The following is a 12,288-nucleotide window of genomic DNA, read 5'->3' as shown; positions in this document are numbered from 1 at the left end:
ATTCGATGAAAGACTCCTCTTCAAATTCGGTCGCTGGTGTTGATATTTCTAAAGATTCTCTTGATCTCTTTTTTACCAAAAACGGTCAGCAACAAAAGATCGCTTACCAGAATGATTCGCTCAAGTTGCTCGCCCGGCAGATCGTCAAGCTCAAGGCAACCGTCGTCATGGAAGCCACCGGCGGATATGAAAAGAAGCTCGTCAAATATCTCCAGAGTCAGGGGATTGCGTGTGCCGTGGTGAATCCGAAGTTGATTCGTGACTTTGCCAGAGCCTGTGGGAAGCTTGAGAAAAACGATGCCATCGACGCCAGGATCATTGCCTCGTTTGGACAGATGATGCAACCGAGGACGATGGGAAAAATTGATCAAAACAGGGAGAAACTTAAGTTACTGGCAACCCGCCGAGAACAGGTTCAAAGTATGATCAACCAGGAATCCAATCGCCAGCAACAAATCGAGGATCGACAAATACGAGCCTTGATTCAACGGGCGATTCAGCTTTACGAGAAACAGCTCAAAATGCTGGACAACGAAATGCTGAAGGTCATCGAAGCCGACCAGGCCATGAAAGAGAAATCCAAAATCCTGCTCTCAGCCAAAGGCGTTGGCCCGACAACAACCGCGAACCTGATTGCCGGGCTGCCTGAACTCGGAAAACTGAATCGGCAGCAGATCGCCAAGCTCGTCGGCCTGGCTCCTCTGGTTCGGGACAGCGGCAAGTTTAAAGGACAACGTAGAACAGGTGCCGGTAGAAGCCAACTACGGCGTATCCTTTACATGGCGACATTAGTGGCCACGCGCTGGAACAGTCGCATCAAAGCATTTTATCTGTCTTTATTGGAAAAAGGAAAACCGAAGAAGCTCGCCATCACAGCCTGCATGCGAAAGTTTCTCACCATCCTGAATTCGATGATGAAAAATAATCAGACTTGGGATCAGAATCTGATTACCTCTTGACAGATTTTAACACAGTCGCTGACACTTTTTTGAGGCACCCAAGCGATAAAAGGCTGCCGCGTTGTCGTGAAACAGCTTTCGTTGAAAGGTTTCCGGCCGATCCTGCACGATCCACTTCAGCGCCTGATACCAGCTTTCGAAGTTGGCCGTCAGCGTGCAGACGGGCCAGTCGCCGCCGAAGAAGACGCGGTCTTCTCCGAACGTATCCAGGCAGAAGTTGATGTTCTGTTTTAAGTCCTCGGGCTGCCAGGCTCCCCTGGTGGCGGTCGCGATAATTCCGGAGATCTTGCAGAACACGTGATCGCAGTCAGCCATTCGCTGCATCCCCTGTTCCCAGTCCGACCGGTCCTGCTGCTGATCGGGCTGTACGCTCATGTTGCCGCAATGATCGATGATGAACCGTGTCTCCGGGCAGGCGTCGACCAGTTCGACGGCGTCCTGAATTTCAGCCGGTCGCATACACAGATCGAAACTCAAGCCCCGATCTCCCAGCAGCCTGATATTTTCTTTGAACTGCGGTGTCAGGCACATGCCCCGCGGCCGATCGGGATCGTGCAGGATCGTTCTGACTCCTTTCACAAACGGATTGTCGGCAAACTCTTCGAGATAGCTCGCAAAGCTGCTCTCAGCCGGACAGCCACCAATCACGGCACCGGACATCGGATTATCTTCTGCCTCGCATAATGTGAGTACGTATTGTGCTTCCTGACGCTGCAGATCCGGGTGTACATTCACTTCCATGTATACCGATTTTGCGATGGGGCAATTTTGGGTCGCTTCCCGATAATCGGCCATGCGGAAGCTGGTTCGCAGGACGTCCATCCCGGGTAAATCGAGCCAGGGAAGCTGGAACAGGTCTAAATCCCAGAGGTGCTGATGCGTGTCGATAACGGGGATCGAATCCATGTGAGAAGTCTCCAGTGGGAACAGAAAGGGAACTCCTGTTTTACCCGGATTTCAGACCCATTGCAAATCAGAATTCGCCTCTGTTTACGCTGGTATTGCGTCTGCCAATAGGTTAGAAGTGAGCTTTAACCAGTCAGCGTTCTCGATAGTTTACCAGTCCGATGCAACCTTCCCCAACTCAACAGAATCCCCGAATCGAGTATGAACGGCGGCTTGAAGACCGGTCGGGCAAGGTACAGGCATTCGTCAAACAAAGCGATCGCTATTCCACCTTAAGAGGCCTGGTATTCATCGCTGGCATCGTAGTGCTGCTGTCTGCAACGGTCTGGGGCGCACTCAGCCTGAAATGGATTGCCGCCCCGATTCTGGCGTTTATCTTTCTGATCATTTTACATGCCCGCTGTATTCGTCAGTTGAAGCGGGCACGACAGGCAGAAGCCTATTATCGGACCGCCCTGGATCGCCTGAACCATCAATGGATTGATGTCCGGCCCGCGGGTGAAGAATATTATGATCCGCAGCATATGTACGCCGGTGACCTGGATCTATTGGGACGAGGCTCCCTGTTTCAACTGATCTGCTCTGCCCGCACAAAGCTGGGCGAAGAGACACTGGCCCGCTGGTTACTGACTCCCGCGAGTGCCGAGGAAATCAAGGCGCGACAACAATCGGTTGAGGAACTGCGAAACGAACTGGATTTTCGTGAAACCCTTGAACTGCTGGAGGCGGAACAGCACAGCGAGATTGAACAGACTCACCTGTCTGACTGGGTCCGACAACCGCTGATTCAAATTCCCGCCGGCCTGAAATGGGCCTCGATGATCACTGGGGTCTTCGCCGCGCTGGCGGTCATCAGCTGGCTGCTCTCCTACTCGGGCATCGCACCGATCTGTGTCGCAATCATCATTCAGGTCTGCCTGTTATTCTGTATTGGCTCACGCATCCGCGAACTGTTGAACCAGACAGATGAAGTTCGCAATGGGCTGTCTGTCCTTTCAGATGTGCTCTCACTGATTGAACAGCGGGAGTTTCATTCTCCGCATCTCACCACGATTATCACCGCGCTCCAGACCGATGGCGTACCACCATCACGGAGTATTGCCCAACTCAGACGCAACATTCAGGGGTTGAACAACTGTTTTCGCAATCAGTTTTCTGCTCCGTTGACCATCCTGCTGGGAATTCCCTTCCATTACATGTTTGCCATCGAGCGCTGGCTGCAACGCGTGGGGCCACATTGTCCTGAATGGCTGGCGGCGGTCGGCGAGTTCGAGGCACTCTGCTCACTGGCCGGTTATGCCTACGAACATCCGGAAGATCCTTTTCCGGAAATCGCTGATACAGCCGGTGGTCCGCGACTGGAAGGCGTTGAACTGGGACATCCTCTGATTCCGCTGGACCAGGTGGTTCGCAATGATGTCACCTTGAATTCAGAACACCGACTGCTGATGATCAGTGGCTCCAATATGTCCGGCAAAAGCACATTGATGCGTACGGTGGGGACCAATTTTGTACTGGCGCTGGCAGGTGCTCCCGTTCGGGCAGCCCGGCTGACGGTGACCCCCATGCAGGCAGGCACTGCGATGCGTGTCCAGGATTCGCTGCAACAGGGAGCATCCCTGTTTTATCAATCGGTGGCGCGGCTTTCAGCGGTCGTGCATCTGGCAGACGCACCGGAGCCGGTCCTGTTTCTGTTGGATGAAATCCTGCAGGGAACCAACTCGCATGATCGGCGGATCGGTGCCCAAAGCGTGATTGAAACCCTGATTGAACGGGGTGGTATCGGCATCGTCACCACGCACGACCTGGCCCTCACCGAGATCACGGACCTGTTTGGATCGCAGGCAAAGAACGTCCACTTTGAAGATCAGCTGATCGACGGAAAAATGACGTTTGATTACCGGATGCGCCCCGGGATTGTGGAACACAGTAATGCTTTGGAACTGATGAAGATGATGGGCATTGAGCTGAAAGCACTCGACACCAATCCGGCCCCGAAATCGACGGACTAGACTGTGTCCCGTTTTACTGTAGCGTCTCCAGGAGCATGGGGACCGAGTAGAACAGTTCATCATACGCTATGCTAAAATGCGATGCGTTCCAGACTGCGTAATTATGATTTTTCAGCTGATCATGTAGATCGCAACCTGAAAATAGATGATCAGACCGAGAATATCTACCAGCGCGGTGATGAACGGATTCGACATCAGAGCCGGGTCCATGCCAAGTTTGCGGAAACCCATTGGCAGCATTCCCCCCGCGGAAATGCCCATTAACACCACCAGAAATACCGCCAGGCCGACTACCGTTGCCTGCATCAACTGCGAAGTGAACATCCACGAAACCAGGAAACTGATCACCGACAGCATGCCCCCTAACAGCAGCCCAAGTTGAAGTTCTTTCCGCAGCAGCGCCCGTAATTCATCGCGCTGGATATTTGACTCCAGCGCCATGGCCCGGATGATCAACGTGGCTGATTGAGAACCGGCATTACCGCCGCTCGCCAGGATCAGGGGGATAAACAGGACCAGCCATTCGAACTTGTCCGAAACGCCTTCGAAGTGCTCCAGCACTTTCGCCGCCAGAAAGGAGGGCACCAGCAGGAAAATCAGCCAGCCAACGCGTTTTTGAATAACCGTCTTTAATGGCGTGGCAAGATAGCTGTCTTCCAGTGGCTCAACTGCGGCCAGACGATGGGTGTCTTCCGTTGCTTCTTCCTGCATAATGTCGATGGCATCATCGTGGGTCACAATCCCCACCAGCTGATTCTGATGATCCACCACCGGAATGGCGACAAAGTCAAAGCGGGCCATCTGCTGAGCGACAAACTCCTGATCATCGTCGACGCGCACTGAAATCACATCGCGGTTGGTAATTTCTGAAAGGGGACGCGCCGGACGGGCGAAGATCAGTTCGCGCAAAGAGACAATTCCCTGCAGGCGACGGCCTTCGTCTACCACGTAGATATAGGAAATAATTTCACTGTCGGGCGCCTGTTGACGCAACCGTTCCAGCGCCTGAGCGACCGTAATATTTTCAGGCAACGACGCGTATTCGGTCGTCATAATCGCACCGGCACTATCTTCCGGATACGAAAGCAGTTTACGGATATCGCTGCGTTCTGCTTGCGCGATCAGGGGCAGCAGTTCTTCCACATGCTCATCATCCATCCGCGTCAGCAGGTCGACCCGGTCGTCGGGCGCCATCTCTTCGATCAGTTTGGAAAGCGGTCCCCGCTCGATCACGCCGACAATTTCGATCTGTTGGGGCAGAGGCAGGAATTGAAAGATCTCAGCCTGTTTCTGGGCTTCACAGCAACTGAGTACACGCCAGACCTTCTCGCTCTCGAGTTCCGCCAGGATCTCCGCGGTCACGGCAGGATAGAGTGCCTCACAGAACTCTTTGACACCTGCGTTATCATTTTCACTCAACAGTACCTGAAGCTCAGGTAGCAACAATCGCCCGTACATGCGGAATGCCTCGTTTGCCTGAGATGTTGACCAGTTCAACAAACCGTATTCTGATCAGACCGGACAGAAAGAGGGAGCAACTCGCTCTCCCATCGTCCTGGCCGGCTTCTCTGTAAAAAAACACCCTGACCGGAATCAGCGCCAGCCAGGGTGTTGATGATTTTATACAAACAACAGAATCAGATGCTGTTTGATATTGATCACACGCAGATCATCGTTTTGAGAACTGGAAGCTCTTGCGTGCTTTTTTGTATCCAAACTTTTTGCGTTCCACCATACGGCTGTCACGAGTCAGGAATCGACCGGCGCTCAATGTTTCGTGGAACTGATTATTATAGGCTTCAAGAGCACGGGCAATACCGAGCACAATGGCACCGGTCTGACCAGTGGTTCCGCCGCCTGTCACCCGGACCCAGACATCAACTTTGCCAAAGGTCTCGGTTGCTTTCAGAGGCGCTTCGACCATCTGACGGTCCCGTTCGACTTTCAGATATTCATCCAGTGCCAGACCGTTGATCGACAGACTTCCAGAACCGGCTTTGATGCGAACCCGTGCGACAGCAGTTTTGCGACGTCCGGTCCCCATAGCCACACCCATTTTATCCAGTTTCCCTCGGATAACAGGCTCTGGTTTGACAACTTCCTCTTCCTCGGTCTCAGTAGGCAGACCGGATCCCAGAGTTAGCTCAGGCACACCGGATGTCGTTGTCATTGAGTCAGCGGTCGCTTCTTCTGAAGTCGCTGTTTCAGCTTCAATCGGAGTCTGCTGCTCAGTCGTTTCGGTTGTTACTTCTTCTTCTGGAGTCTCATTATCCATGACGGTTAACTACTCTTATCTTATTATTCTGAAAAGGGATAAATAGAAGTTTGTATGCTTCGGTTCAGATTAAGGCAGCAGGTAAGCTGGCATATCCTGAGGTTGTTGTGACTGCTGTTCGTGCGTAGGACCCGCGTAGAGCTTGAGTTTCTTCAGCATCTGGCGACCCAATTTGTTCTTGGGAAGCATGCGGCGAACGGCTTCTGAGAGAACCTGAGTCGACTGACCCCGTTCCAGTTTCTTTTCAGCGGTGACTACTTTCAGACCACTGGGATAACCCGAGTAAGTCGCGTAGCTCTTTCGCAGCATCTTCTGAGAGAAATAGGGGTGTGAGTCGTGGGCAAGTTCCTTACCGGAAAACTTTACCTTGTCACAGTTTACGACAATCACATAATCTCCGGTATCCACATGGGGTGTGTAGGTTGGCTTATGCTTGCCCATCAGAACAGTCGCAATTTTAGCGGCCAGCCGACCCACAATCAGATTATCTGCATCAACAACAAACCACTCAGGGTTAACAGTCTTTGCATTTGCCATAAAGGTTTTTGTAGTAGACACCGGTTATTCCTCAAACGTAAACGATATAATATTCAATACTTATGTCAATATGCACTATAAAAATGCATGTCAGTTCATAGAGGGAATTCCGCCTCACAGTCTGAAAAACGCCGGTAATGTGAGCGCATACTAACCGCAAGGGAGCGGATAACAGTAACCTTTTTGATCTATATCTTCAACTTTGGCAGGGCGGAAATCTGTGCTGCAACACAAAAAAGCAGAGAAAAGTGACTTTTCAGAGCACCGCTGACCAGTTCGACGGATCGTTGCTGGAGCGCATCACATTTAACCAGAGCGTTTCGCAATCTAATATACTCGGGCCAAACAGCCCTGGAGACGCTACGGTAAAACGGGACACAGTCTAACCATCACCGTTCAGCAGCTTGGGCCTTCGAGACAGACGCTGTTTTACAGATAGGAAAGCAGTGTCAGTTGCATGGCCTGAGAAGTTATCTGCAGATTTGCCTGAAATGCGTTCTGCCTCTGTGTAATTTCCACGATCACCTCGGTCAGATCCGTATCAAATTCGCTGGAAATTGATTCTTGAATGTAAACTTCCTGGTCTTTGAGTCGGTTATTCGACTCTTCCAGGACGCTCATGCGGCTGCCGATGTCTCCACGAACCCGGTTCATGCGGGCAATTTCGTTGTCCAGTAAACCGCCAATCCGTCCGATTTCCCGATCATCGCTGTTCCTCAACGCGTTCTCCAGACGAGAGAGCAGGCTGATCACGCCTGTAGACTCTTTCGGATTCGGTTCATCACCCACTAAGCCAACGAGTGGATCAGTGCCGGACTCAATTCCATCAATCCCCAGAGAATAGGCAATTTCGTTCGCAGGAATTTCCAGGGGCCCCGTACCTGAAGCATCATAGATTGTCAGGCCGTTCCCGGTTGTATTCAGAGTCACCTGCAGTTTAATGGGAACAAAATTGCCCTGGAGCGGTACGCTGTTATCAGTTCCCCCTTCGGTGACTGCCAGTCCCAGGGCATCTGAGACAACATTGCTGGCGATACTCAAAGGCCCGGTACCTGAATTATCCGTAATCTGGAACGCATTGGTACTCGGGTCGATACTCGCGACCAGATTGCCCGGATCGACGGCATTGATCGAATCGAGTACATCCTGCACCGTTGCATCGCCGGCCAGGTTCACATTCACCACCGAGCCATCGCGGCGGGTAATATCCAGAGTGGTGGCTCCGACGGGAACCCCCTGCCCCAGATTCAGATCAGCCAGCGGTGTTGTTCCATCAAAGTCTTCAAAATCATTGATACGATCAATCACATCCTGGACAGTTTTCGTGCCACTCATATCCAGATTAATCGTGGTCCCGTCGCGGCGGATGATCTGTAACTGCTTACCGGAATCCACATCGACGCCCCGCCCGTAATTCAATTCCGAAAGGGATGTACTGGCAGAGAAAGTGGCAATCCCCAGACCGGCGGCATTCGAGCCGCCATTGTTTTCACCGATCGAGAAATCGGCTCCACTGATCCGGCTGGAGATCGCCAATCCGTTCCTGGCGTCATTTAAGCCAAGATTAAGATCCGGATCAGCGGTGCGAATCAGATTAAAGGCATCTTCGATCGTGGTCGCGGTAGAGAGATCAACGGTTATGGTCTGCCCTCCATTATTAATGACCAGCCCATTGCCAACCGTGGTACCGATTCCGGTGCCCCCGTTGAGTGAAGCCAATGTGGTCTGCAGCGTGATCCCAGGATCAATGTCCCCCCCGTTCACCTGAGCCACGGCGGCACTGGCGATTCCCAGATCTGTCGCGAGCGTGGAACCGGTGACATTGGAAACTGCGACAGTACCGGCAGAGGGAGTCAGCCTCAAACCACTCTCGCTGGCAGGGTCAATATCCACGGTCAGAGTGAGCGGGCCTCCGGCGAAGGCATTTTCCAGCACCGTTTTGAGATCCTGTAGCGTTTCCACGCCGGAGAGATCCACGGTCTCTGATTGGGGGGTCCCGTTATCCAAAGTCACCGAGATCGAACCGAGTTTCACGCCTCGTCCCCCGTTCAAATCAGAAACGCGGGTCTGCAGTGTCAACGCGGGATTGATGTCACTTCCAAATTCCGGAGAGCTGGCAGCAAATGTTGAGATGCCGTCAAAGTTATTAGGCAGTAACGTCTGGGTATTGATATAGGACTGGATCTGATGATCATCACCATGATAGACCACCTGACCGTTTGCGCGTTCTTCGAAAGGCGCGACACTGGTCTGACTTCCGGAAAAAATATATTGCCCGCGAAAGGTGGTATTACCGGCGTTGATCACCTGCGTTCGCAGGGAGGCAATCTGATCGGCGAGCGCCACACGTTCGGCGTCGGTTGAAGTAGTACCCACACCTGAGAGCGAAATCGCTTTCGCCGAATTCAGCGCATCACCGACACTGCTCAACGAAGATTCGCTCATCGCGAGTATGCTCAGGCTCGTATTGATATTGGACTGGTACTGTTGTTGTCGTTCGAAAGTCGACTGCAGAATGATCGTCCGCAAGGCGGCTCCGGGAGATTCGCTGGCCAGCGAAAACTGCTGTCCGGTAGCGACCTGTTGTTGAAGTTTAGCCAGTTCCAGCGCATTGTCATTCAGGGATACTTTCAACCGCTCCGACAACATACTCGAAGGCAGTCGACCTGGCAATATGGGACCAATTGTCATGATGCATCACACCGAAAAACAGGAAATTGAAACAGACTAAAAGCGCTGGAGAGTCAAACTTTCATATGTTAAGTAGAATCGTAAATAATTCATCAATCGTACTGACCAGACGGGCTGCCGACTGAAACGCTCTCTGGTATTTCAACACGTTGATCGTTTCTTCATCGATACTGACACCGGAATACTGTTCACGCTGACTCTGGAGGGAATCACGAAAAGTCTGTGCCCCTTCCGCGAGTGCCCCTTCGGACGCAGAAGACTGCGCCAGATTGGATACAATTTTTTCGTAATAATCATCGAGACTGATCCCTCCCAGTGATTCGATGGAGGTTTCAGAGAAAGCCGCCAGCAACACGGCATTGCTGCCATCCGAAGGGCCTCCTCCCTGGCCAGTCGCCAGAAACTGCTGATTCTGCCTGATGACGGAATTGATGCCAATATCGCTGGAATCGCCGCCGGTAAATAAGGTATTGATACCGATGGCGGCCAAAGCGCCGCTGGTATCATTCGAAAATTTGAATTCGTAATCTGCATCGGCGCTGATCGACAGTCGCCCGTCTGTGGAAACACTGGAATTGAGATTGGCCACGCCATTGATGGAGGACGCCAGGCTGTCGAGAGTCGTATCGGCGCCAATACCATCCAGGTCCACGTTAATGGTTACGGTATTGGTAATCCCGGTCGTTTTATTAGTAACTTTCATCTGAAAGCTGCCATGCTTTGCCTGAAAGGGTAAGCCGGACAGTTCCGAATTCAGCGTTGCCGTTGAATCCAGGGCCCGCGAAACGGAGGTCACCTGTGCAAATCCCGCCGTTCCCTCACCGGAGGCATGAATTTTATTAAATTCAAAAATCAGGTTTGATGAATACGTATCAAGTTGATCAACGAAGCCCCCCAGGATGTCATCACGGCCCTCAATGATTCCTTTCAGCTCGCCTCCCGTTCGAGAGATGTTACTCTGCGTCTGGGTTAAGAGAACATCATGTACAACCACGCCGCGATCTGTATCCGTACTTAATTCCAGTTTTTGAGAGGTTCCCGCCAGAACCAGATAATCGGAACCGGTAAAGAGATCGATCGCGCCGTCCGAGCGTTCTCGATAGCGGATCGGTATCAACTCTGACAGTCGATTAAGTGCATCATAACGTTGAGAACGCAGTGCACCGGCATCACTTTGCAGTAACCCCGATGATTCCAGCTTGGAGATCTTGGGATTCAAATCGACGATTCGGTCAATCAGTTCATTGGCTTCTGTCACCAGGTTTTCCACATTCACTGATTGAACTTCACGCAGCCCGTTGAGCCGCAAACGGAGCGAACTGATATCGGCAGCAAATTTCTCTGCTTCGTTGATGACGAATTGTCGATCGGGAATCGAGTTGGGCTGATTGACGACATTATTGATCGTTGACAGAAAATCATTCAGCCCCGTGGAGAGGTCTCCGCTGGTTAATTCCCGTAATTCGTTCTCCAACTGCTTAAAGATCGTATTTCGTTCATCAATGGAAGAAAAATCGGTATTCGCGGAATGGATGCGTGTCTCGAGGAACTGATCGATCTGCTGCTGAATCCCGGAGATTTCCACTCCGGTGCCGACAATCAGTGCGCCTTGTCGATAGGGGGCAGCCGGATTGAGTACCAGCTCTTCACGGATGTAGCCAGGCGTACCCGCATTGGAAATATTCTGACCGGCGACCTGGATCCCGGTCCCGAATATTTCCAGCGACTGCTTGGCCATTGATAGGGTAGCGTTAAGTCCCATGACAGTTTTTCCGTAGTAAATGACGTGTTTTCAACACAACGGACGGCTGGAATATCTTACAGTGAAGAATTAAGCCGATGCGTCAAAAATCACCCCCCCTGTACTGCTTTCATTTTGACCACGAGAGTAGGTAGGTACTTTCTGGCCGGCGTGTGCAATCAGTTCCAGCACCTGTGAGTAATGCTGATAAGAGCGTGTGGAGACGATCCACTGAACCCAGGTTTCATGCCGCAGCTTTTTTGATCGCTGCTGGGCTGCTTCAATTTTCTGAAAGAGAGGCTCCGCTTCAGGGACATCCAGTTTCAACAGCAGTGTATGCAGTGAGTCGGCAGGCAGTCCCTGCTGCTCGGCGGCCTGCAGAAGCTGTTGTCGCCTGAGCAGAACAAACTGCAGATCGCGCGTGAGTTCCTCTTCGATGACACCGCATTCGTCGATGAGTTTCACATCGGTCTGCCTGAGCGCCTGAGATTTCTTCTGATACAGTTCCAGCAACTGGTTTTGCACGGGTTCCAGATCACGCAGGATCCCTGATAACTGGCTGAGTAACTGCCGATGCTGCGTCTGTGCAGACGCACTTTGTGCTTCATGCATAGGAGCCCCCTTTCTCCCGTTTTATATAATCCGCCCTGTGAGCGGAGAAAATCGCCTATCGTTATAATCGGCATATTCGATCCAGGTCTCGCGTCTGTTTTAACCAGAATCTTTTCCACCGACTTAAGCTGATGATGCCTAAGGTGTTAAACCTGCAGCGGTATCTATGGAATCCAGCGATTTCGCATTCAGTTGTCGCGAAAACGAGGAAAACAACGCATCAGAGAAGCTGCCCCCTTCATTTTTTGCCATATCTGTTGAGATCTGGTGGTCCAGTTGTGACTGAAACATCTCTTCGGCCTGACCACCATGAAAATAGGCCGGCTTGCCCTGGGCAGACCGCATCGCTTTAAACATCTGCTGGTAAAATGTACCTGCGACGAACTCCTGGAACTTTTCTTTCAGTTCCGATGCATCCTCGCCAGTTTGATTTAATTCAGCAGGTGCGCCGGTCACATTTGACAACAGCGAGGTCTGGTTGATCGAAGGTTGAATGGCGGAGAGAGAGGTCATCACTGGTATTTCCTGAAAAGTGATTTAAAAATGGAACCGGCG

10 protein-coding genes are annotated in these 12,288 nt (G+C 51.8%); 2 read left to right on the top strand and 8 right to left on the bottom strand.

What is annotated here, in order from left to right; translation table 11 throughout:
- Positions 1 to 5 precede the first annotated feature (5 nt).
- A complete protein-coding gene (locus tag ACN0YH_RS24735) occupies positions 6 to 959 on the top strand; it encodes an IS110 family transposase (RefSeq protein ID WP_417382274.1) in 954 nt (317 codons plus the stop codon).
- Between the two features lie 6 nt (positions 960 to 965).
- Here the strand turns inward: ACN0YH_RS24735 and ACN0YH_RS24730 are convergent, their stop codons facing one another.
- Complete coding sequence (locus tag ACN0YH_RS24730; RefSeq protein WP_417382270.1) at positions 966 to 1,865, bottom strand: amidohydrolase family protein; 900 nt, start codon at positions 1,863 to 1,865, stop codon at positions 966 to 968.
- Between the two features lie 161 nt (positions 1,866 to 2,026).
- Here ACN0YH_RS24730 and ACN0YH_RS24725 point away from each other — a divergent pair, with 161 nt between their 5' ends.
- A complete protein-coding gene (locus ACN0YH_RS24725; protein ID WP_417382269.1) occupies positions 2,027 to 3,877 on the top strand; it encodes a MutS-related protein in 1,851 nt (616 codons plus the stop codon).
- A 111-nt stretch (positions 3,878 to 3,988) separates the two neighbouring features.
- Here ACN0YH_RS24725 and mgtE read toward each other — a convergent pair whose 3' ends face one another.
- The 7 genes from mgtE to ACN0YH_RS24690 form a co-directional block, all read right to left on the bottom strand.
- Positions 3,989 to 5,374: a magnesium transporter gene (gene mgtE / locus ACN0YH_RS24720; protein ID WP_417382268.1), complete on the bottom strand. Its 1,386-nt coding sequence runs from the start codon at positions 5,372 to 5,374 to the stop codon at positions 3,989 to 3,991.
- Positions 5,375 to 5,546: 172 nt separating this feature from the next.
- On the bottom strand, positions 5,547 to 5,933 hold the full coding sequence (gene rpsI, locus ACN0YH_RS24715; RefSeq protein WP_417382273.1) for a 30S ribosomal protein S9: 387 nt from the start codon (positions 5,931 to 5,933) through the stop codon (positions 5,547 to 5,549).
- A 288-nt stretch (positions 5,934 to 6,221) separates the two neighbouring features.
- The gene (gene rplM / locus ACN0YH_RS24710; protein WP_417382272.1) at positions 6,222 to 6,689 is read right to left on the bottom strand and encodes a 50S ribosomal protein L13; all 468 of its coding nucleotides are present in this window, start codon (positions 6,687 to 6,689) and stop codon (positions 6,222 to 6,224) included.
- A 429-nt stretch (positions 6,690 to 7,118) separates the two neighbouring features.
- Positions 7,119 to 9,380, bottom strand: a complete 2,262-nt coding sequence (gene flgL, locus ACN0YH_RS24705) for a flagellar hook-associated protein FlgL (RefSeq protein WP_417382267.1) — start codon at positions 9,378 to 9,380, stop codon at positions 7,119 to 7,121.
- Between the two features lie 61 nt (positions 9,381 to 9,441).
- The gene (flgK, locus tag ACN0YH_RS24700) at positions 9,442 to 11,142 is read right to left on the bottom strand and encodes a flagellar hook-associated protein FlgK (protein WP_417382266.1); all 1,701 of its coding nucleotides are present in this window, start codon (positions 11,140 to 11,142) and stop codon (positions 9,442 to 9,444) included.
- A gap of 69 nt (positions 11,143 to 11,211) precedes the next feature.
- On the bottom strand, positions 11,212 to 11,733 hold the full coding sequence (locus ACN0YH_RS24695; RefSeq protein WP_417382265.1) for a hypothetical protein: 522 nt from the start codon (positions 11,731 to 11,733) through the stop codon (positions 11,212 to 11,214).
- A 138-nt stretch (positions 11,734 to 11,871) separates the two neighbouring features.
- Positions 11,872 to 12,246: a rod-binding protein gene (locus tag ACN0YH_RS24690; protein ID WP_417382264.1), complete on the bottom strand. Its 375-nt coding sequence runs from the start codon at positions 12,244 to 12,246 to the stop codon at positions 11,872 to 11,874.
- Between the last annotated feature and the right edge of the window lie 42 nt (positions 12,247 to 12,288).

The organism is Gimesia sp., assembly GCF_048262075.1.
Classification (GTDB): domain Bacteria; phylum Planctomycetota; class Planctomycetia; order Planctomycetales; family Planctomycetaceae; genus Gimesia.
The sequence above is the reverse complement of the archived record's forward strand: the minus strand, read 5'-3'. Positions and strand labels throughout refer to the sequence as shown.

Bases quoted from the DNA above. Each gene is read 5' to 3' on its own strand.
- flgK (WP_417382266.1), bottom strand. From the start codon at position 11,142: ATGGGACTTAACGCTACCCTATCAATGGCCAAGCAGTCGCTGGAAATA.
- flgL (WP_417382267.1), bottom strand. From the start codon at position 9,380: ATGACAATTGGTCCCATATTGCCAGGTCGACTGCCTTCGAGTATGTTG.
- ACN0YH_RS24690 (WP_417382264.1), bottom strand. From the start codon at position 12,246: ATGACCTCTCTCTCCGCCATTCAACCTTCGATCAACCAGACCTCGCTG.
- ACN0YH_RS24725 (WP_417382269.1), top strand. From the start codon at position 2,027: ATGCAACCTTCCCCAACTCAACAGAATCCCCGAATCGAGTATGAACGG.
- rplM (WP_417382272.1), bottom strand. From the start codon at position 6,689: ATGGCAAATGCAAAGACTGTTAACCCTGAGTGGTTTGTTGTTGATGCA.
- ACN0YH_RS24695 (WP_417382265.1), bottom strand. From the start codon at position 11,733: ATGCATGAAGCACAAAGTGCGTCTGCACAGACGCAGCATCGGCAGTTA.
- ACN0YH_RS24730 (WP_417382270.1), bottom strand. From the start codon at position 1,865: ATGGATTCGATCCCCGTTATCGACACGCATCAGCACCTCTGGGATTTA.
- ACN0YH_RS24735 (WP_417382274.1), top strand. From the start codon at position 6: ATGAAAGACTCCTCTTCAAATTCGGTCGCTGGTGTTGATATTTCTAAA.
- rpsI (WP_417382273.1), bottom strand. From the start codon at position 5,933: ATGGGTGTGGCTATGGGGACCGGACGTCGCAAAACTGCTGTCGCACGG.